The following is a 20,044-nucleotide window of genomic DNA, read 5'->3' on the forward strand; positions in this document are numbered from 1 at the left end:
CGTAGCCTGAGGGCATCGACTGGCTCAATGAAGGTTCCGTGGGGGAACTCGCATGTCGTACCCAGTGGAGACAGACCTGCCGGCTCTTACCGTTGTGATTCCGGTCTACAACGGAGAGAACTTTCTCCGCGAGACGCTGGAGAGCGTGCTTGCACAGTCTTATCCCGCTGTTGAGATCATCCTGGTTAACGATGGCTCAACGGATCGGACGCTGCTGGTTGCGAATGAATTCGGCGATCGGATTCGTGTTCTCGATCGCGAGAACGCGGGTGTCTCGGCCAGCCGGAACGCTGGAATCTCGGCCGCCTCGACAGACTGGGTGGCGCTGATGGATCATGACGATCTTTGGGAGAAAGAGCATCTGGCGAACCTCGCCCGCGCGATCGCACGCACCCCTGAAGCTGATGTCTGCTACAGCGGGGGAAGGGAGCTGATCCCGGACCCCGTCACCGGAGTCTTTCATCCTGGAGAGGTCATGCCTTTCCCATCGGAGGCGGAGCTTCCCAGGATGCTGATGGAGCGGTGCGCCTTCATTCCAAGCGCCACCGCGGTGCGCCGGTCCGCTGTACTCGCGGCGGGAGGCTTCGATAGCCGCTATGTGAATCTTCAGGACTGGGAGCTATGGCTGAGGCTGTTTTTTCGCGGGGCGAAGTTCATCCACACCCCGGAGCCGACGCTTCTGTACCGCGTGCATCCGGCCTCCCGTACCCATAAGGCGCTGCAAACCCTGAAGCATTCGGTGGCGGTGGTGGAGGAGCACGTTCTGCCTCATCTCTCCGCGTTTGAGCGGGCGACTCGCGGGCGCTGCATCATCAGCCGGTTGGAGGGAGAGGCTGCGATCCTGCTGCGCCAGAACGGCTCTCCGGCGGCTCTCGCGCTGATGCTGCGATCCATTGTGCGGCATCCCTTTCATGAGCCTCGGCGATACAAGATCGCTGCTCATATGTTGTTACGGGGCTACCCTAAGGACGCGCAGACTACGTCGTAGTCGTGGGACTCGGTGATCTTGGCGCGGTAAGAAGGTGCCGGATTTGATCCGGATTAACAAGCGTCAGTTGGTTTTGAAACTATGGAACGTTCCGCAAATGATCGCATCAGGATTGTTGCGAGCGCGTTCGAACATGTCCTGAAATTCGTCGTCATCAGAGACGAAATCCAGAGGCAACATCTTTGCTTCTTCAACTCCAACTACATGCCAGTCGAAGCCCTGAAAGTATGACTCGATTTTTTTCTGTGCAGCGTCAGCGGAATCGGCCCATGTAACGATATTCATGAAGCCATTTGTGTCGCCAGAAGGAAAGTCTTCTGGCTGGACAATGATCGCTGCGAGAATGTTCCAGATTTCGATCACGAACGTTCGTTGTTATTCGATGATGCGGGCGACTACGTCATAATCGTGGGACTCGGTGATCTCGGCGCGGTAGAAGGTGCCGGGGACGAGTTCTTCGTGCGGGCCGAAGTCGTTGATGAAGACCTTGCCGTCGATTTCGGGGGCGTGCTGGATGGTGCGGCCCTCCCAGAGGAGTTCGGTCTCTTCGGATTCGCCTTCGACTAGCAGGTCGACCTCGCGGCCTACCCACTCGGCCTTTGCCTTCGTGCTGATCTTCTGCTGGAGCTTCATCAGCTTGCGGCGGCGGGCCTGGATGGTGCGCTCGGGGACCTTGAGGGCGGCGTCGAGCTCGAAGGCCTTGGCGCCCTCTTCGTCGGAGTAGGTGAAGACTCCGAGCCAGTCGATGCGGGCGGCCTTGATGAAGGCTTCGAGCTCCTTGTAGTCCTCTTCGGTCTCGCCGGGGAAGCCAACGATGAAGCTGGTGCGGATGACGATGCCGGGGACGATGCGGCGGGCCTTCTCGATGAGGTCGAGGAAGATCTTGGCGTTGCCGCCGCGCTTCATTCGCTTGAGCACCGAGGCGCTGGCGTGCTGGAGTGGGACGTCGAGGTACTTGGCGATGTTGTCGTGCCGCGCCATGGTCTCGAGCAGCCGCGTCGTCACCTTGTTGGGGTAGGTGTAGAGGAAGCGGAGCCAGCGGAGGCCGGGCAGGGCGGCGAGGGCTTCGAGGAGCTGGGCGAGGCCGTCGGTGAGGCCGAGGTCTTCGCCGTAGCAGGTGGTGTCCTGGCCGATGAGGGTGATCTCGCGGACGCCCTGGGCGATGAGCTTTTCGGCCTCGGAGACGATGGACGACATGCGGCGCGAGCGGAACTTTCCGCGCAGCTGCGGGATGATGCAGAAGCTGCAGGGGTGGTCGCAGCCCTCGGCGATCTTGATGTAGGCCGACGCTCGCGGGGTGGCGAGGATGCGCGGCGTCTCGTCGGAGTAGAGGTACTCGGGGAGGGCGGCGGTGGCTCCGTCCCAGGATGCGCGGGAGAAGCGGCCCTGCTGCTCGCGGAGGTCGCCTTCGGGGCGGGAGGCGATCTCGTGGTGCTCGATGCGGACCTGTGTTGTGTTCTCCTCAGGCCGTGAGTGTTGCTGGACGGCGCTGTGGGCGCGGGCGGCCAGCGCCTGCGGCAGGATGTTGAAGGGTGAGTCCTGCGGGGCCGCGGGTTTTGGTGCCAGGCCGGCGGCGGTGAGGATATGTTCGAGCTCGCCGGTGCCGACTACGGCGTCGACTTCGGGGATGTTCTTCTGGATCTCGTCGCGGTAGCGCTCGACGAGGCAGCCGGCGACGATGAGTTTTTGGGCGCGGCCTCCGTTGGCCTGCTTGTGCTGGACCATCTCGAGGATGGTGTTGACGGACTCCTGCTTGGCGGAGTCGATGAAGCTGCAGGTGTTGACGACGAGGATCTCGGCGTCCTCGGCATGGGTGGTGAGCTCGCCGCCGGCGGAGTGGAGCAGGCCCATCATGACCTCGGAGTCGACGAGGTTTTTCGGGCAGCCGAGGGAGACGAAGCCGATCTTTGGTTTTCCGGCCGCGGGCGCTGGTTTATTCGCCGCGGGCGTTGGTTTTACGGTCGCAGGCGTTTCAGGCACACTTGTGGCTTCGGTGTGGGCGGGGGGAGTCACAGTCTTCTAGTTTAGCAGTTTTCGGGTGTTTCTGCAGGCGGGTTCCCCTCCCCTGCATGTTGTGCAAAGTATTCTTAAAATTAGACTTAGGTTGGTACTTTGGGTTTGAGGTGTGGGTAAAGTCTTGAAAATCAAGAACTGTTGGTTGCAAGGTATTCATTTTGAAATGGATAAGGCCGGACTTGGTGTCCAGATTCGTATTTTCCGATCTATCTCTATTGTAGAGGGTGGAGGGGAATTAATCGGCACTTTGGGGCGAGTTTTTGGTGACGAACTAAAGGGTGTCGATTGAGTGGTTTGGGTCCGATTTGGGGTTAGAACCGGTGTGCGAGGGGTTGACAAAGATATGAGGCCGAACCTGTGAGGGTCCGGCCTCTTAGAAGTATTACGTCGGCGCCCTGGTTATTTTCCTGGAGGCGGCGGGTAGTTCTTGAGTAGCTTTGCCATGGCCTTATTCAGGTTCTTCTGCCGCTTGTCGGGCTTGGCCTTCGGGTCAAGTGTTTTGCTGACGACTCCGCGCCACACGAGGTCTTTCGATGCCGGGGCGTACATGTCGAGGGCGAGTTGTCCTGTGTAGATGGTTGAGGTCGTCGTGGTGGTGGTCCCCATTCCGGCTCCGCCATACCAGCCGCCGCCATAGCCCCAGGCTGGTCCCATGCCAGTGCTGAAGGAGTTCAACTGCTTTTCGGTTCCGATGGCCGCCTGATAGCCAATGTAGAGGTCGGCGTTATCGGAATCGACTAGGGACAGTCCCTTCGTGGCGAGCTGAGAGTCGATGGACGCTTTGATTTGTTTGTCGGTAATCTCGTCCGGCTTTTGAGCGTCCTTGATGTCGACCCATTTATAGGTATGGAACTTGGAAAAATCTTTGCTTTTGTCGAAGTTGTAGCGGACATCCTGGCAGAGAGCGGTGCTCGCGACTGTGAGCAACAGGACCGCCCCAAGGAAAGAAACCTTTTTCATTTTCAGCCTCCTATATCCTTCGCATTCGTCGAGCTGCTGCTATGCGATGCTCCCGCCGCTATGCGACGGTTCGCATCGAGCCGCGGAACCTCTTCCGCAATGACTCGAATGAATAATAAGGGCATTGCGGCGCGATGGGAAATGGCCGAATGAAGACTTTGCACAAAACGAGGAGAGGGGAAGGTCAAGCCAACCCGCCCCTCACCCCAGCCCGGATTGTCCCCTACGGAATCGTCACCGTCACGGAGTTTGAAGCCTTACTCTCCGCCTCGTTCTGGTCAACGCTGGTCACGTAGTAAATGTAGCTTGTGCCGCTGGTCACTCCGCTGTCGGTAAACGCCGCGCCAGAAATCGAGGAAGAGTTCAGCCGAACGTAGTTCGTGCCGCACCAGACTCCGCAGGCCGTGTAAGAGCTAACAATCGCTTAACAATCCCGAAATTTGTTGTGAATGGCATGCCAGGTGAGAGCAGTGGAATGACATTCTTGCCGCAACATTCGCGGGCACGGTTTAGCGAGTGGAAGAGGGAGTTGCGCTTGTGCCGGCGTTATCGGGTGGGTTTTCGTCGACGATTCGCTCGTTGTAGATGCGGCCGGAGGAGGAGCGGGCGACGTGGGGTAGTGGGTCAGTTTGGAGTGAATGAGTGAAGTTTCCGAAAAGCTGACTTTTCGAGCGGTTCGCTCCCCTATCTTAAATTTATTTACGCGGCAACGCCGGCATCTAGCTCATAATTCTCCCTGACCAGGCAGTCGAAATCCTGTTCGCTTTGCGAAGAACCATTGTCCTAGGTAGTCATTCGAGGAGTACCGGAGGCGAACAATTTGATTCCGAAACGTCCCTTTTCGTACGTTCTAGCCTCCACCCTCCTCCTGGGATCCGCCATAAGCTCTGGCGGTCATGGCAGCGAACACTCGTTGCGGGCGATGGACAAGTAACCCACGATGTACCTGTGCCACATGCTCTAGCTTGGTGGACACACGATCCATTGGAGCTTGACGAGAGCGGAGACCTATTGATCGGCCCGAAAGCAGATGGCGGACATACCCTTACGGCGCGGGACTATCAGGTCCAACAGAAGGTAACCACTCTCGGCACGATCGCAGATCACCGTATTGTTCAGGTGCTCACGACAATTCATGCCGGGCCTCGTGTGGCCACATTCGGTGGCCCTGCCGTCGATTGCCCTCCCGCACAGTGGAAGAGCCTCCTAGTTGGGGTGGGCGCAAATCGGTATGTGGAGATTTACACACTGCAAAGTAATTGGGGCCTCTATAAGGTTGGTTCGGCAGGAATTTACGGCTCAGGTCCCGACTCAATCCTGGGAACGGACGACCCAGACGGTGGGAATGGTGGTGGCTGCAGTGACGGTTATTGGTGGTTTGATAAGGCAGGAGCGCACCCCGTGGACTTTACGAAGCTGGAAGACGCGATCCGACGAGCCATTCCTAAACAGGGCACTTACACGTCCGGCTGCGGTGCGCTGCACCCGGCAGAAGCTTATTTGGAGAGCGGGGTGCAGCGTCTCGACGCAAAGTGTCACGCCTGTGGAGGTCTAGGCACTGTGCATGCCCGCTACCGAATCCAGAGTGGCGTTGCAATACCGGTTTCGGTTCGCTTTGAGGCGGAGACCGAGCGATAGGGTATACGGAATAGTTCTCCAGGGTGATGGGTTTCGGCAACTTTGGATGCCCTGGAGTTCAAACTGGCCCACTACCCGACGTGGGCGACGGTGGTGCGGATGTTGGCAGTGCCGTCGGGGAGGATCTCGTGGGAGATGATGTTGACCCTGGCGGTGAAGGGCGCGTTGGGGACAGGCGTGACGAAGATGCCGGGGATGCGGGTCTGGACGCCGGGGTAGGGGCGGGGCATCTGCTGCGTGTTAAGGGTGGCGGTGACGGCGAGGACTGAGGCGACGGCGAGGGACTGCGGAAGGTAGCGCATGGGACCTCGGAGAACGCCGGGATGATGTTGGCCGGTGGAACACGCGGCTGGTGGTTTTGTTGTGGTGCGGCGGTTTGACTCGGTGAACGACGGGCAAGGATACTGAAATTCGGGTATTTCACCGAAATCTCTGTTTTGCAAGGCCAAACATGTCGAATATTTTGCAGAGTCTTCCGACCGGGCAGAAGGTTGGGATTGCGTTCTCGGGTGGTCTGGATACGAGTGCGGCGCTTCACTGGATGAAGCTGAAGGGCGCGGTTCCGTATGCGTATACGGCGAACCTGGGGCAGCCGGATGAGACGGACTATGACGCGATTCCGAAGAAGGCGCTGGAGTATGGCGCAGAGAAGGCGCGGCTGATCGACTGCCGGGCGCAGCTGGTGGCCGAGGGTTTGGCGGCGCTGCAGAGTGGGGCGTTCCACATTACGACAGCGGGGGTGACGTACTTCAACACGACTCCGATTGGGCGCGCGGTGACGGGGACGATGCTGGTGTCGGCGATGAAGGAGGACGGCGTCGGCATATGGGGCGATGGGAGTACGTACAAGGGCAACGATATTGAGCGGTTCTATCGGTATGGGTTGCTGGTGAATCCTGACTTGAAGATTTATAAGCCCTGGCTGGATGATGCGTTCATCGACGAGCTGGGTGGGCGCAAGGAGATGTCGGAGTTCATGCAGCGGTCGGGGTTCGAGTACAAGATGTCGACTGAGAAGGCTTACTCGACGGACTCGAACCTGCTGGGCGCAACGCATGAGGCGAAGGACCTGGAGTTTTTGAATTCGAGTGTGAAGATTGTCGCTCCGATTATGGGGACGGCGTTCTGGCGCGATGATGTGGATGTGAAGCGCGAGGAGGTTACGGTCCGGTTTGTGGAGGGCTGGCCGGTTGCTTTGAATGGGGTTGAGTATCCGGACCACGTCGAGATGATGTACGAGGCGAACCGTATCGGTGGTCGGCATGGGCTGGGGATGAGCGACCAGATTGAGAATCGCATCATCGAGGCGAAGAGTCGGGGCATTTATGAGTCGCCGGGGCTGGCGCTGCTGTTTGCGGCCTACGAGCGGCTGATTACGGGGATCCATAACGAGGACACGATCGAGCAGTATCGCGAGAACGGAAGGAAGCTGGGGCGGCTGCTGTATCAGGGGCGGTGGTTCGATCCGCAGGCGATTATGCTGCGGGAGAGCGCGCAGCGCTGGGTTGCGAAGGCGGTGACGGGTGAGGTGACGCTGGAGCTGCGGCGCGGGAATGATTATTCGATTTTGAATACGGAGTCGCCGAACCTGACGTTCAAGCCGGAGCGGTTGACGATGGAGAAGGGCGAGTCGACGTTCTCGCCGCGGGATCGGATTGGGCAGCTTACTATGAGGAATCTGGATATTACGGATACTCGGGAGAAGCTGCTGACGTATGCGAAGGCGGGGTTGATGACGCTGAGCAGCGGGGCGGAGATGCCGAAGTTGAAGGATGGTGGGGAGAAGTAGCCCAGGCTGAGTTCGTAGGAAAGGGCCGTCCCTTTTGGGCGGCCCTTTTGTTTGGCTGAAACGAATAATGCAATTTTGCATTATCATGGTGGTGGTGGTGAGGGTTTCGTTATGACGACGCTGACGGTTACTGAGAGAGGGCAGGTTACTTTCCGGAAGGATGTACTGCAGCATCTGGGGATTCGTCCGGGGGAGAAGATTGCTTTGGATAAGCTGCCGGATGGGCGCGTGACGCTGAGGGCGGCTCGGCCTGCGGGGAAAATAGACAACTTTCTTGGTCTGCTTGCGGGGAAGAGGAAGAAGGTTGCGAGTTTGAAGGAGATCGATGAGGCTGCAGCGGCGGGTTGGGCTGGGAAGAGATGAAGATCATCGCCGATACGAATGTACTGGTGCGTGCGGTGGTGCGTGATGATGTGAAGCAGGCGCGGGCGGCCAGCAGGATTCTGAAGGAAGCAGAGCTGATCGCGGTGACGTTGCCGTGTCTGTGCGAGTTCGTTTGGGTGCTTCAGCGGGTTTACGACTTCGCGCGGCAGGAGATTGGGGAGGCGCTTGAGGCGTTGGTGGATGCGGGGAATGTGGTTGTGAATCGTCCGGCAGTCGAGGCCGGGTTGGAGGTCTTCTATGCGGGTGGGGACTTTGCTGATGGCCTGATTGCTTATGAGGGGAGTTGGTTGGGTGGGGAGACTTTTGTTTCGTTCGACCGAAAAGCGGTTTCTCTGTTGGTGAAGCGGGGGCAGGATGCGAGGCTGTTGACTTCCTGAGGCTCGCTGCGGTTCGTGCCGCTTCGCGCAAAATGCGGGGGTTCCTCGACTGCGCGGCTGCGCCGCTTCGCTCGGAATGACGCCTCCAGATGGCGCGTTCGACTGTGGTAGAGAAGCGGATTCCTCCGCTGCGTTGCCGCCTTGCGGCGGCAACTTCGGTCGGAATGACAATTTGATTGCGGTTCAGTTGAAGGCTACGCGAGGCCGTTGCGGGATATGACTTCTTTGTAGAAGTGGGCGCTTAGTTTGGGGGTTCGCTTCTGGGTTTGGAAGTCTACGTAGTGGAGGCCGAAGCGGTAGGCGTAGCCGTCGGCCCACTCGTAGTTGTCCATGAAGGACCAGCAGAAGTAGCCCTTGACGGGGACGCCCTCGGAGACTCCGCGGTGGAGCTGGGTGAGGTAGTTGCGGAGGTACATGACGCGGTCGGAGTCGTAGACGTGGCCGTCGGGGGTGAGGGTGTCGGTGGAGGAAGCTCCGTTTTCGGTGATGTAGATCTCTTTTACGCCCCAGGTTTCGGCGATGAGCTTGGGGCCCCAGTAGAGGCCCTGCGGGCCGACGCGAAGCCAGGGGCTCATCATGTGGGGGTAGGACGAGGGCGCGGGGACGACGGCGTAGCCGCGGGGCCCTGAGTCGGCGCGGACCCAGGTGGTGGTGTAGTTGTTGAGGCCGACGAAGTCGATGGGTGAGCCGATGGCCTTCATGTCGGCGTCGGTGAACTTGGGGGCGTTGGGGCCGTGGTGGGCAAGGTAGTGTTCGGTGTACTTGCCCTCCATGATGGGGGTGAGGTAGCCGGCGTTCTCTTCGCGCATGGCGGTGCGGGCGGCGGCGATGTGCTCAGAGGTTTCAATGACGGGGGCGCAGGCTTCGGCGTTTTCGGCGAGGCCGACTTTTACGTTGCCTTTGGCGTGGGCGCGGATGGCCTGGACTCCGAGGCCGTGGGCGAGGACGGCGTGGTGGCGGACCTGGTTGACCTTGTCGGGCGAGAGCTTGAGGCCGGGGGCGTGACGGCCGTCGCGGTAGCCGATGTCGACGAAGGACTTCATCTCGTTGAGCGTCATGAAGTGCTTGACGCGATCGGAGAGATGCTGCGAGATGTAGCCGGCGTAGTTTGCGAAGGCCTCGGAGGTTTCGCGGGACTGCCAGCCGCCTTTGTCTTCGAGGGCCTGGGGGAGGTCCCAGTGGAAGAGGGTGCAGTAGGGCTGGATGTTGGCGGCGAGGAGCTCGTCGACGAGGCGACTGTAGAAGTCGATGCCCTTGGGGTTGGGAGTGCCGGTGCCAGTGGGGAAGATGCGCGGCCAGGCGACGGAGAAGCGGTAGGTCTGGAGGCCGAGGGACTTCATGAGAGCGATGTCCTGCTTGTAGAGGTGGTAGTGATCGTTGGCGACGTCGCCGGTGTCGCCGTTGTTGGTCTTGCCGGGGAGGTGAGAGAAGGTGTCCCAGATGGAGGGGCCGCGGCCGTCGACGTTGACGGCGCCTTCGACCTGATAGGAGGCGGTGGCGGAGCCCCAGAGGAAGCCCTTGGGGAAGGCGTGGGCGATAGGGGCTGTGCCGGTGGTGGAGGGGGTGGTTGCGGCTTCGGCGGAGAGGGCGGGGAGGACGGTGGGGGCAAGGGCGGCGGAGCCAAAGAGGCGAGCAAATGTACGTCTGGAAAAACGATTTAGCACTGAGAGATCCTCTGCATGGATAGTGTCACGGAAGTGTAGCCGTTGGGGCTTCGGGTGCCAAGCGGCTTTTCAGGTTCGGGGGTCGTGTTCTTAGGTCAGGGGAGGCGGGCAGCTTCGTCGATGGGGTTCCAGTTGTCGGTGCCGCGGAGGAAGGTTTGCGGGAGGAACTGGTTGGCCTGCTCGGAGGTGAGCCGTCGGTGGGACCAAGGGACGCGGGAGAGGAAGTTCGCTCCGGGGCCTGTGTTGCCGAACTCGCCGTAGAAGGCGGTCTTCTCGTTGGCGGGATTGTTCCAGTTGTTCCAGCCTGCTGGGTTAATGTCGGCGGGGAGCTCGGTGTGGATGTAGACGACGCGGGAGTAGGGGCGCCAGGGGCGCCCGAGGAAGATGGTGCGGATCGGGGCAGGGGAGCCTTCGCCCATGTTGATTGAGTTGGGGGGATTTGGTTCGAGGCCGCTGCTGACTTTGCTGGAGAGGATGACGTAGCCGGTGGGCTGGTCGGGAGAAGTGCGTGACTGCGCGGTGAGGAAACCGGGGCCGTTGGCGTGGATCTCAGAACGCTCGAAGACGGCGGCGGCGTTGCCAAAGATGAAGTCGACGCCGCCTTCGATGTAGGAGTCGAGGTAGTACTGGCGGCCGTAGTCGGCGAAGAGGGTGTCCTGGTGGCCGAGGAAGCGGCAGTGCTTGAAGATGGCGCGGTCGGAGCGAACGGCGATGGCGACGGCCTGGCCGGTGTTGCCGGCGGTGTTCTCGAAGGTGAGGTTGTCGGCCTGGAAGGCGGCGCCGTTGACCTGGACGGTCTCGGTGAAGAAGGTTCCGCCTGCTTGCTTGGCGTCGAGGGAGTTGGTGATGACGGTGTCTTCGGGGCGACGGCCGGTGCCGATGAGGGTTAGGTTGGGGTGGTTCTGGGTGATGATGACGCGCTCGTGATAGGTGCCGGGGGCGACCTCTAGATAGACGCGGGCGGGTTTGCCGTCTTTGCCGAGGGAGTTGGGAGCGGGCCAGGGGTGGTGGTCGATTGCGTTCTGGATGGTGGGGAAGACGGTGCGGTCTTCGTTGCCGGGGTCGGCGTGCGGAGCAGAGGGATCGACGCGGACGTGGATCTCCTGGGCGGCGGTAGTGAAGGTGGAGATGAAGAGGAGGACAGGCAGAGCCGATCGCATGGGGGGAAGGTTAGCACGGGCTCAAGGAAGTGGATGCGAATTGAGGTAAGGACGCAGCCTATTGAGGTAAGGACGCAGCTGCAAGATGCGGGGACTCCTCGATTGCGCCCCTTTGGGGCTTCGCCCGGAATCATACCGAACAGAGATCAGGGGTTTTTGGAGGCAGCGATCTTTTCGGTTTCGGCGACTGCTTTGCGGAAGGCATCGACGGCGGGGACGGAGTGTGGCCGGAGGCCGTCCTGGGCGATGTAGCGCCAGATGGCCGGCGAATCGAGTGGAGTATTAGTCCGGCCGTCGTAGACGAGGAAGGAGTCTTCTGGATTAGAGATCTCGGCTTGGGGGCCGGATGTGTCCTGGGGCTGCATCTGTGGTGGGCGGTTGGAGAGGCCGGGCTGGTTTCCGCGCTGGGCGCCAGCAGAGATGCCATCATCGGACGGAGTGATTGAGCCGAAGCGGCCGTTGCTTCGGGAATCGGGCATGGTGGCGTCGGCGATACGACCGCTTCCTTTGCGAAGGACGATGATGAGGTCGGCGTTCAGAGTGGAGAGCATGGGCTGGAAGCGTCCCCACTTAAGGATGGCGGCTTCGACATCCTTCTGAGCGGTTTGGTTTGCGAGGGGATTTTCGAGAGAGCGGCCGGCTTGAGGGTCAATGATGATGGAGATCGTTTTCGCGTTGAGAACGGTGAGGGGAAGGGGACTCTTCTTCTGCTTCTCTTTTGCCGATGCGAAGCCTGAAAGGGTGAGGGTTGCGAGTAGTGCGAGAGCGATTCGTTGACGCATAAGAAAGGCCTCCCCTGATGCTGGGGATGATGGTACACCGGGGCATTTTGTGTGTGGAATTCAGAGTGTTAGACTAGTCCGTGTGCCGGGTCCTACGCGACGTAATCCCGCCAACCCCGCCAGGTCCGGAAGGAAGCAACGGTAACGGGTCATTACGGGCGCAGTGGGTCGCCCGGTACATTTTTTGTCCCACACGGCCGGGTGTGGCTGTTGCGCTATGGCGCAGTGGGTCGCCCGGTACATGGTTTGCACTTCACTCCTTTTCCCTCGACAATCGAAGTTGCACTGGTACGGGAGAAGTCTTTCAGTGCCGTGAGTCGAGGTGTGCGTATTGGAGTGACACGTCGGGTGTTCTCATAGAGAATGGTTGGCGGTGTTGAATGGTAATTCATTTTTGCGAAAACAGTTGAGGTGAGAGTTTGAGTCTTACGTTGAAGCCGCGTGTACCGGTGCGGGCCAAGATCTCTTCGGTTGGGACGTATGTTCCTCCTCGGGTGCTGACGAATGCGGATCTGGAGAAGATGGTCGAGACGAACGACCAGTGGATTGTGGAACGGACGGGAATCCGCGAGCGGCATCTGGTCGACAAGGGCGTGGCGACGAGCGACCTGGCGGTGGAGGCGGCGAGGTGCTGCCTGAAGATCCGGGGCATCGAGGCGAGCGAGGTCGAGGTGATCATCGTGGCGACGGTGACTCCGGACATGCTGTTTCCGGCGACGGCGTGCCTGGTGCAGAACAAGCTGGGGGTTCCGGAGGCGTGGGGGTTCGATCTGTCGGCGGCGTGCTCGGGGTTTCCGTATGCGCTGCAGGTGGGAGCGAAGCTGGTCGAGAGCGGAATGCACAGGAAGGTTCTGGTGATCGGGGCGGATGTGATGAGCTCGATCATCGACTACACGGACCGGACGACGTGCGTGATCTTCGGCGATGGTGCGGGAGCGGTGCTGCTGGAGCCGTGCGCGGAGGGCGAGGTGGGCCTGATCGACTACTGGCATGAGATCGACGGGGCCGGGGCGGTGGCGCTGAATATGCCGGGAGGCGGGAGTTTGAATCCGTCGACGGCGGAGACGGTGGCGAAGAAGATGCACTATGTGCACCAGGACGGGCAGGCGGTGTACAAGTTTGCGGTCCGCAAGATGGCCGAGGCGACGGAGAAGGTTCTGGAGCGCAATGGCCTGGAGGGCAAGGACCTGGGATGCTTTATACCGCACCAGGCGAATAAGCGGATCATCGAGTCGACGGCGCACCGGCTGGGGATGCCTCCGGAGAGCGTGATCATCAACATCGATCGCTATGGGAACACGACGGCGGCGACGATTCCGCTGGCGATGCATACGGCGCTCGAGGAGGGCCGGCTGCAGAAGGGCGACCTGGTGCTGCTGGCGAGCGTGGGCGCGGGATTTACGGTGGGGGCCACTCTGCTGCGGTGGGAGTTTTGAAGGCAGGGAGTAGGGAGTAGTTGGGCGGGCTAACCTTTGGTTCGCCCCCTCTCTTTTTTGGGGATGGTTTTACAGGCCCGGCTAGGCGTGGGTCTCGCTTTTGGATGGAGCAGCAAAGCTTCGCGAGGTCTTGTAGATGTTCCACAAAGCGAAGGCGCAGCCGGCGAGGATGGCGGTCCAGATGAGGATCATGGCGGCTGTGCCGTACTCGGCGAAGATGCGGTCCCAGAACCGGAGGATGGGCCGGCCGTAGTAGAGGCCGAGGCCGACGGCGATAGCATGGCGCGCAGCGCGGCTCAGCGTGAAGGTGGTCATGAATGTTCGCTTCGACATCTTCAAGGCGCCGGCTGCGAGGATGAAGGGAGCAAGCGGCATGGGCGGCGGGAGAAGGGCCGGGAGCGCGACGGAGAGAATGGTGTGGCGCTCCATCCAGTCGTGGACGAGATGGAAGATGCGCGGGGGGACGCGCTTTTCGAGGAAGGCCATGCCTCCGCGTTGACCGATGTGATAGCTGAGGTAGCCGCCGATGGCAGAGCCGATGGAAGAGACGAGGATGAGCAAAAGCCAGTTGATGTTGTGATGCGCGGCCATGAGGACGAGCATGATGTCGGTGATGCCGGGGATGGGGAGCGGAACGAAGGACGAGTCGACGATGGAGACGAAGAAGAGGCCGAAGAGTCCGAAGCTGAAGACGAGGTGGAGCAGCGCGGAGTGACGGGGTCGCGGATCAAGAAGCGCAAGGGCCCGTTGGGCGACGGAGCTGACCACAAGTTTGGTTGTGGCAGTTGAGGTCATGGTGTTATGACGCTTTGGGAGCGAACTAAGTCGCGGTGAAGGCGAGAAAGATTGATTCGAGGTTAGCTGAGGAAGTTCAGCGAGGGCAGGGGCGGGAGAATGTGTGAGGCGACGGCGTGGCGGCGGAAGAGCTCGATGGCGCGAATGCAGTCGGGGGTAAGGGTGTAGTGGATGTTGTGGGTGAGGTATTCGCGGATGGTCTCTGGGGCGAGGGGAAGGCGCGGGGTCCAGTCGCGGACGAGGTCTTCGACGTGGGCGAGGCCGTTGTCGCGGGAGGCGGTGAGGTCTTCGATGAGCTGGGTTGCGGTGATGCGATGTGTGCGGAGAGATTCGGGACGGACAGCCCAGACGGCGGCGACCCAGGGAAGGCCAGTGCGGGTGTGCCACTCGTGGGCGAGGTCGAACCATTGGCAGGGGCCGACGGCGTGTTCGATCTGCTTGCGGTGTTCGAGGGCGAGGAGGGCGGGATCGCCGATGAGGAGGGCGGCGTCGGCCTGGCGGAGCATGGCGATGGGATCGGCGGGTGAGGGGAGGAAGGCGGGGTCGGTTTGTAGGAATGTGCGGAAGAGGACTTCAGCGTAGGCGCGGGAGCTGCGGGAGGCGGTGTCTGCGGCGATGATGCGGAGGGACTCGAGGGTGTGGGGCTGTTTGACGATGAGCTGGATGGAGCGGACACGATGGAGCGAGGCGATCGTGCATCCGGGGACGACGGCCAGCTCCGGTGTGAGGGATGCGACGGGGATGAGGCCGAGGTCGGCGCGGCCGGCGAGGAGTTCGTCGGCGCAGAGTGCGGGGAGGGTGTAGTGGAGCTGGTAGCGGTGGGCGAGTATGGCGTTATGAGGCGGGTGCTCGAAGTCCCACATGAGGGGAGCGGGGTTGAGGAAGCTGATGGCGGCTACGCGAACGGGATGGGAGGAGGTGCGCAAAGATCTAGTGTAAGAGATGCGGAGCGGGAGGTCAGGGATGCGGAGGGCGATTATCGGGTTTGAGAAGGATGAACACGATCATTGGGTGGCGCGGCTGGAGTGCGGGCATGGGCAGCATGTGCGGCACGATCCTCCGTGGACGGTGCGCGAGTGGGTGACGACGGAGGAGGGCCGGGCTTCGCGGCTTGGTGTGGAACTGGAGTGCAAGCGGTGTGATGAGGAGACTGGTTCGCAGACGGATGGGTGATGGATATTTTGGCTGCGATGCGTGATAGTGGAGGGTTATGGATCGCAGGCGATTTCTCTTTGGCTCGGACGCTGCGGCGCGCGGGCTTAAGGGGTTTGTCGTCGCAGGCGTGAGAGTTTGTCGTCGCGCAGGCTTGAGTGTTGTGGAGGAGTGATGAAGTTGGGCCAGCAGAGTGGTACGGCTACGGTGGGACAGGGTGAGATGGCGCGGCTGGCATGGCTGGCGCTGGTGCTGACTCCGGGGATGGGGGCGACGCGGACGCAGAGGGCGATGCGGAAGCTGGGCGAGCCGGAGCGTTTGTTTGAGGCTTCGTTGACGGAGTTGGAGGGGCTGGGTCTGCCGGCGGAGTCGGCTCAGTTCTGCTTTGCGGGCAAGGCGCGCAAGTCGGCTGAAGAGGAGATGACTCGAGTGTTGGAGGCGGGTGGCGCGATTCTGACGCCTTCGGAGCGAGCCATGCCGCTGAAGATCACGTGGGGTGGATACGGCGGCGCACAAGGGGGCGCTGGAGGCGCGGGGGAAGACGGTCGCGGTGTGGGGCACGGGGATCGACGTGATCTATCCGAAGGAGAACAAGTGGCTGGCAGAGCAGATTGTGGAGAGCGGCGGGGCGATTGTGAGCGAGTATCCGCTGGGGACGTTTCCGGCGCCGCAGAACTTTCCGGTGCGGAACCGGATTCTGAGCGGGATGAGCGTTGGCGTGCTGGTGATCGAGGCGGGCGAGCACAGCGGGACGCGGATCACGGCGCGGCTGGCGATGGAGCAGAATCGCGATGTGTACGCGGTTCCGGGGAACGTGACGAACAAGAATGCGTGGGGGCCGAATACGCTGATCAAGCAGGGAGCAAAGCTGACGGCGACCTGGGAGGATGTGTGGGAGGACCTGCGGTCGGAGGTTCGGCTGCAACTGGAAGAGGAGATGGGGGCTGGGGCAGGGAATGAATCGAATGCAGTGGGGCCTGCATCCTTATTTAACCAAACGCGTCTTAGTGATTATGAACGAATGGTTTTGGAACGGCTGCGGCAGGACGAGGCGACGCAACTGGACGAGCTGATCGAGCATCTGGAAGGAGAGCTTGGATCGGCGGAGATCTTTACGGCGCTATTCGAGCTGGAGCTGGCAGGGCGAGTGAGGCAGATGCCGGGAAAGAATTACGTGAGGTCGATGTAGGGCTCGGCCTTGAGCGGTGGAAAACTTCCGGAAAAACGAGGATAAGTGAATCTGCTGCCGTGAGTTGGCAGCGGGATTTGCGATGTCGTGCGCAGTGTCGACGCGGATGCTGCATGGTAACGTTTTGGCATCGAGATCGTCTGTTGGGAACTGTTAGAGGGATGACGGGTTTGGCGAAACCGTGTTAGGTTCGCAAGGGAATCATCGAAAGACGAAGAAGGATGGAACGCGAGGCTGAGTCTGAGCGTTCTGGTGGATGAAGGGAACGAATGGCTAAGTCACTTGTGATCGTGGAGTCGCCAGCGAAGGCGAAGACGATCAATAAATATCTCGGCAATGACTATGTGGTGGAGGCCTCGCTGGGGCACATCATGGATCTGCCAAAGAACGACATCGGCGTAGAGCTGAAGAAGCGGACGTTTGAGCCAACGCTGATCGTCTCTCCCGGCAAGGAGAAGGTCGTTGATCGGCTGAAGAAGCTGGCGGCGAAGGCGGATGCGGTGTATCTGGCGCCTGACCCGGACCGCGAGGGCGAGGCGATTGCAGCCCACCTTTCGATGCAGCTGATGCCGGTGGTGAAGGACAAGTCGAAGGTTCGCCGCGTGACCTTCAACGAGATTACGAAGAAGGCCGTGAACGCGGCGTTCGCTCATGCTCGTGATGTGGACGAGAATCTTGTCGATGCGCAGCAGACGCGGAGAGTGCTCGACCGGCTAGTGGGGTATCAGATCTCTCCGCTGCTGTGGGACAAGGTGCGGCGCGGGCTGAGCGCGGGGCGCGTGCAGACGGTGGCGCTGCGGCTGATCGTCGAGCGCGAGCAGGAGATCAACGAGTTCAAGCCGGTCGAGTACTGGAACATCGATGCCGATCTGCTGCCCGGAGCGGGAAAGCAGGGATTCACGGCGCGGTTCGTCGGCGTGAACGGCGTGCCTTCGCGCGTGGCGAATGGAACGGACGCGGATGGCAAGGAGCAGTTCACCGCGAACGCGCTGCCGGATGAGGATGCTGTCCACGAGGTCGTGGGCGAGTTGAAGAAGGCGACGTGGAGCGTTCGCTCGGTGGAGAAAAAGGAGCGGCGGAACAATCCCAAGGCTCCGTTTACGACGAGCAAGCTGCAGCAGGAGGCGGCGGGAAGGCTGGGCTTCAATGTGCGCCGCACGATGGGCGTGGCCCAGCGGCTGTATGAGGGCATCGAGATCGGCGAAGAGGGAACGGTCGGCCTGATTACGTATATGCGAACCGATTCGACGCGCGTGAGCCCGGATGCGATTGCTGAGGCGCGGGAGTACATCGACAAGCTGGGCGCGGCGTATCTTCCGGACAAGCCGAACGAGTATGTCGGCAAGAAGCAGGAGCAGGCGCAGGACGCGCACGAGGCGATTCGTCCGACCTCGGTGAGGTTCACGCCGGACTCGATTCGGCGGTATCTCTCGGACGAGCAGTACCGGTTGTACAAGCTGATCTGGCAGCGGTTTGTGGCGAGCCAGATGACGCCTGCGATCTTTGACCAGACGACGGTGGAGATTGAGGCGAAGGCGAAGCTGACGTATGACTTTCGCGTGACGGGCAGCGTACTGAAGTTCGACGGACACCTGAAGTTCGAAGAGGAAGAGAAGCGTGCTCGCGCTGCGGCGAAGGAGAAGGCCGCGAAGGAAGAGAAGGCGGATGCTGCCGGCGAAGGCGAGAGCGAGGATGAGGCTGAGCGCAGGCTGCCGGAGCTGGCGGCTGGTGAGGCGCTGAAACTCGAGAAGCTGAATCCGCAGCAGAAGTTTACGCAGCCGCCTCCGCGGTACAACGAGGCCAGCCTGGTGAAGACGCTGGAGGAGAAGGGCATTGGGCGGCCTTCGACGTATGCGTCGATCATTAATACGATCCAGGACCGCGACTACGTGAAGAAGATCACGGGGCGGTTTGTGCCGACGGAGATCGGCATCGTGGTGACGAAGCTGCTGGTGAAGAACTTTCCCTACATCTTCGACACGCAGTACACGGCGACGCTCGAGGGCGAGCTGGATGCTGTGGAAGAGGGCCAGGAGCGCTGGACCGATCTGCTGAACGGCTTCTATGGGCACTTTGAGAAGGAACTCAAGGTCGCCGAGGTCCACATGGAAGACATCAAGCGGATGGAGGAGCCGACGACGGAGGTCTGCGAGAAGTGCGGAAGCCCGCTGATTCTGAAGTGGGGCAAGTTCGGAAGCTTTTACTCGTGCTCGAACTTTACGAAGTCGAAGCCGATGGCCGTCGCGGCGGGACCGTGGAAGAAGGACCTGAAGACGATCGTGAAGAAGATCACATCGGCGTTCACCTTCCCGATGACGGTGAAGGCGACGACAGAAGATGTGATGGACTTCAGCCGCGAGGCGAAGGACTCGAAGGAGCTGGTTGCGGCGATCGAGGCGGCGCAGTCGAAGGGCAAGAAGGTGACGGTGGAGACGTTCAGCTGCGACTTCACGAAGGAGAACTTCGCGGCGAAGCCGGACCTGAGCGCGCCGGGCGCCGATGAGGCTCCTGAGGAGGAGGCCTGCGACAACTGCGGGCGCACGATGGTGCTGCGCAATGGGCCATGGGGACCGTTCATGTCGTGCCCGGGGTACAACGACGATCCTCCGTGCAAGACGATTCGCAAGCTGAACCAGAAGGTGCAGCAGAAGCCTCCGGTGCAGCTTGAGGAGAGCTGCCCGAGGTGCGGCAAGCCGCTGCTGCAGCGCCATGGGCAGTACGGCGAATTCATTAGCTGCAGCGGCTATCCGAAGTGCAAGTACATCAAGCAGGAGCTGTTGGAGGCGAAGTGCCCGAAGGACGGCGGCGACATCGCCGTGCGCAAGACGAAGCGCGGGGATGTGTTCTACGGCTGCGTGAACTATCCGAAGTGCGACTTCGCTTCGAATCTGAAGCTGATCGACGAGACGTGCCCGAGGTGCGAGAGCGCGTATCTGCTGGAGGTGGCCAACGACAAAGGGACGTTCTGGGTGTGCCCGAACAACCACGAGGCGTTGCCGAAGCGGCGGAAGAAGAAGGGCGCAGCGGAAGAGCCGGTGACGGGTCCGGAGTGCAGCTACCAGAAGAAGGTGGGTGGGCCAGCCTCGAAGCCGGAGAGGCCTGATGCGGGCAAGACGAGGGCTGTGGTCGAGAGCGTAGCGTAAGAGGAGACGGCATGGCGACTGCGGCTGACGCAGAGTTGATCCTGAAGCTGTATGAGATGCGACGCGAAGAGACGCTGAGGAAGGCACGCCGCTTCATGATCTTCGACTTTCAACCGAAGACGGTGGAGGAGCTTCGGCTGGTCTCGCGCGACGTGGGGTCGCAGCACAACGCCGCCTGGCGGCAGGTGCTGAGCTACTGGGAGATGGCGGCCTCGCTGGTGCTGCGTGGGGCGCTGGACGCGGACCTGTTTCTGGACTCAAACGGCGAGGGCATCCTGATCTACGCCAAGTACCACCACTTCCATGCAGAGACGGAGAAGGCTTCGGGCAATCCATTCATGCGGAACACGGCGGCGCTGATTGAGAAGTATCCGGCGGCGAAGCGACTGCATCAGGGATTTCTGAAATCGCTGGGATTGGCCAACGGGTAAAACCTGCGCGAATAGAGGCTAAATCTTCCTGGTAGAGCATAGGAAAATTTTCCAGTAGAAGCATGACGCTCTTTGGCCACTATAGTGTCCGGTAGACACTATTTGTTAAAGTGCTTATTTTGTTTAGTTTACCCCTAGCT

Annotated in this window: 21 protein-coding genes and 1 other RNA gene; 13 read left to right on the forward strand and 9 right to left on the reverse strand. The window is 60.8% G+C overall.

Going from position 1 to position 20,044, the window contains the following annotated elements:
• Positions 1–52: 52 nt before the first annotated feature.
• Positions 53–988 carry a glycosyltransferase family 2 protein gene (locus Q363_RS02925; RefSeq protein WP_035347830.1) on the forward strand — a complete coding sequence of 312 codons (936 nt, stop codon included), beginning with the start codon at positions 53–55 and terminating at the stop codon, positions 986–988.
• A gap of 63 nt (positions 989–1,051) precedes the next feature.
• On the opposite strand, the gene Q363_RS02930 is transcribed toward Q363_RS02925, so the two are convergent.
• Both Q363_RS02930 and rimO read right to left on the reverse strand, forming a co-directional pair.
• On the reverse strand, positions 1,052–1,351 hold the full coding sequence (locus Q363_RS02930; RefSeq protein WP_035347831.1) for a hypothetical protein: 300 nt from the start codon (positions 1,349–1,351) through the stop codon (positions 1,052–1,054).
• A gap of 12 nt (positions 1,352–1,363) precedes the next feature.
• Positions 1,364–2,968, reverse strand: coding sequence for a 30S ribosomal protein S12 methylthiotransferase RimO (gene rimO / locus Q363_RS02935; RefSeq protein WP_245632007.1), 1,605 nt, complete (start codon positions 2,966–2,968; stop codon positions 1,364–1,366).
• Between the two features lie 157 nt (positions 2,969–3,125).
• On the opposite strand from rimO, the gene Q363_RS40030 reads away from it, so the two are divergent.
• Entirely contained in the window at positions 3,126–3,293 is a 168-nt protein-coding gene (locus Q363_RS40030) for a hypothetical protein (RefSeq protein WP_157466495.1), read from the forward strand.
• A gap of 110 nt (positions 3,294–3,403) precedes the next feature.
• Here the strand turns inward: Q363_RS40030 and Q363_RS02940 are convergent, their stop codons facing one another.
• Complete coding sequence (locus tag Q363_RS02940; RefSeq protein ID WP_035347832.1) at positions 3,404–3,964, reverse strand: DUF4136 domain-containing protein; 561 nt, start codon at positions 3,962–3,964, stop codon at positions 3,404–3,406.
• A 149-nt stretch (positions 3,965–4,113) separates the two neighbouring features.
• Between Q363_RS02940 and Q363_RS40035 the strand changes: the two genes are divergently transcribed.
• Both Q363_RS40035 and Q363_RS02945 read left to right on the forward strand, forming a co-directional pair.
• The gene (locus Q363_RS40035; RefSeq protein WP_157466496.1) at positions 4,114–4,260 is read left to right on the forward strand and encodes a hypothetical protein; all 147 of its coding nucleotides are present in this window, start codon (positions 4,114–4,116) and stop codon (positions 4,258–4,260) included.
• Positions 4,261–4,975: 715 nt separating this feature from the next.
• Positions 4,976–5,602, forward strand: coding sequence for a hypothetical protein (locus Q363_RS02945; protein WP_157466497.1), 627 nt, complete (start codon positions 4,976–4,978; stop codon positions 5,600–5,602).
• Between the two features lie 71 nt (positions 5,603–5,673).
• On the opposite strand, the gene Q363_RS02950 is transcribed toward Q363_RS02945, so the two are convergent.
• Positions 5,674–5,904, reverse strand: coding sequence for a hypothetical protein (locus Q363_RS02950; RefSeq protein ID WP_035347834.1), 231 nt, complete (start codon positions 5,902–5,904; stop codon positions 5,674–5,676).
• Between the two features lie 149 nt (positions 5,905–6,053).
• On the opposite strand from Q363_RS02950, the gene argG reads away from it, so the two are divergent.
• From argG to Q363_RS02965, 3 genes are all read left to right on the forward strand, one after another.
• Positions 6,054–7,391 (forward strand): argininosuccinate synthase, encoded by a 1,338-nt coding sequence (gene argG, locus Q363_RS02955; RefSeq protein ID WP_035347835.1) that lies wholly within the window; start codon positions 6,054–6,056, stop codon positions 7,389–7,391.
• A 111-nt stretch (positions 7,392–7,502) separates the two neighbouring features.
• Positions 7,503–7,754 carry an AbrB/MazE/SpoVT family DNA-binding domain-containing protein gene (locus Q363_RS02960; protein ID WP_035347994.1) on the forward strand — a complete coding sequence of 84 codons (252 nt, stop codon included), beginning with the start codon at positions 7,503–7,505 and terminating at the stop codon, positions 7,752–7,754.
• Positions 7,751–8,152, forward strand: a complete 402-nt coding sequence (locus Q363_RS02965; RefSeq protein WP_035347995.1) for a type II toxin-antitoxin system VapC family toxin — start codon at positions 7,751–7,753, stop codon at positions 8,150–8,152. The genes Q363_RS02960 and Q363_RS02965 overlap by 4 nt, the downstream gene beginning before the upstream one ends.
• Before the next feature lie 194 nt (positions 8,153–8,346).
• Here the strand turns inward: Q363_RS02965 and Q363_RS02970 are convergent, their stop codons facing one another.
• The 3 genes from Q363_RS02970 to Q363_RS02980 all read right to left on the reverse strand — a co-directional run bounded on the left by Q363_RS02970 (position 8,347) and on the right by Q363_RS02980 (position 11,758).
• Positions 8,347–9,816 (reverse strand): GH1 family beta-glucosidase, encoded by a 1,470-nt coding sequence (locus Q363_RS02970; RefSeq protein ID WP_035347836.1) that lies wholly within the window; start codon positions 9,814–9,816, stop codon positions 8,347–8,349.
• Positions 9,817–9,911: 95 nt separating this feature from the next.
• Complete coding sequence (locus Q363_RS02975) at positions 9,912–10,976, reverse strand: pectinesterase family protein (RefSeq protein ID WP_035347837.1); 1,065 nt, start codon at positions 10,974–10,976, stop codon at positions 9,912–9,914.
• A gap of 146 nt (positions 10,977–11,122) precedes the next feature.
• Complete coding sequence (locus tag Q363_RS02980; protein ID WP_035347838.1) at positions 11,123–11,758, reverse strand: hypothetical protein; 636 nt, start codon at positions 11,756–11,758, stop codon at positions 11,123–11,125.
• Between the two features lie 83 nt (positions 11,759–11,841).
• Between Q363_RS02980 and ffs the strand changes: the two genes are divergently transcribed.
• Together ffs and Q363_RS02985 are read left to right on the forward strand one after the other, a co-directional pair.
• An RNA gene (gene ffs, locus Q363_RS37395) (signal recognition particle sRNA small type) lies at positions 11,842–11,939 on the forward strand.
• Positions 11,940–12,177: 238 nt separating this feature from the next.
• Positions 12,178–13,194, forward strand: a complete 1,017-nt coding sequence (locus Q363_RS02985; protein ID WP_035347839.1) for a beta-ketoacyl-ACP synthase III — start codon at positions 12,178–12,180, stop codon at positions 13,192–13,194.
• 81 nt (positions 13,195–13,275) lie between these two features.
• Here the strand turns inward: Q363_RS02985 and Q363_RS02990 are convergent, their stop codons facing one another.
• Entirely contained in the window at positions 13,276–13,989 is a 714-nt protein-coding gene (locus Q363_RS02990) for a YqaA family protein (protein WP_051978288.1), read from the reverse strand.
• Between the two features lie 62 nt (positions 13,990–14,051).
• A complete protein-coding gene (locus tag Q363_RS02995; protein ID WP_035347840.1) occupies positions 14,052–14,915 on the reverse strand; it encodes a menaquinone biosynthetic enzyme MqnA/MqnD family protein in 864 nt (287 codons plus the stop codon).
• 37 nt (positions 14,916–14,952) lie between these two features.
• On the opposite strand from Q363_RS02995, the gene Q363_RS03000 reads away from it, so the two are divergent.
• From Q363_RS03000 to Q363_RS03015, 4 genes are all read left to right on the forward strand, one after another.
• Positions 14,953–15,162 carry a DUF3565 domain-containing protein gene (locus Q363_RS03000; RefSeq protein WP_035347841.1) on the forward strand — a complete coding sequence of 70 codons (210 nt, stop codon included), beginning with the start codon at positions 14,953–14,955 and terminating at the stop codon, positions 15,160–15,162.
• Positions 15,163–15,637: 475 nt separating this feature from the next.
• Entirely contained in the window at positions 15,638–16,330 is a 693-nt protein-coding gene (locus Q363_RS03005; RefSeq protein WP_342667378.1) for a DNA-processing protein DprA, read from the forward strand.
• A 269-nt stretch (positions 16,331–16,599) separates the two neighbouring features.
• Positions 16,600–19,473 (forward strand): type I DNA topoisomerase, encoded by a 2,874-nt coding sequence (topA, locus tag Q363_RS03010; RefSeq protein ID WP_035347842.1) that lies wholly within the window; start codon positions 16,600–16,602, stop codon positions 19,471–19,473.
• Positions 19,474–19,484: 11 nt separating this feature from the next.
• The gene (locus Q363_RS03015) at positions 19,485–19,904 is read left to right on the forward strand and encodes a DUF4760 domain-containing protein (RefSeq protein WP_035347843.1); all 420 of its coding nucleotides are present in this window, start codon (positions 19,485–19,487) and stop codon (positions 19,902–19,904) included.
• The last annotated feature ends 140 nt before the right edge of the window (positions 19,905–20,044 follow it).

Source organism: Edaphobacter aggregans DSM 19364 (assembly GCF_000745965.1).
Lineage (GTDB): Bacteria > Acidobacteriota > Terriglobia > Terriglobales > Acidobacteriaceae > Edaphobacter > Edaphobacter aggregans.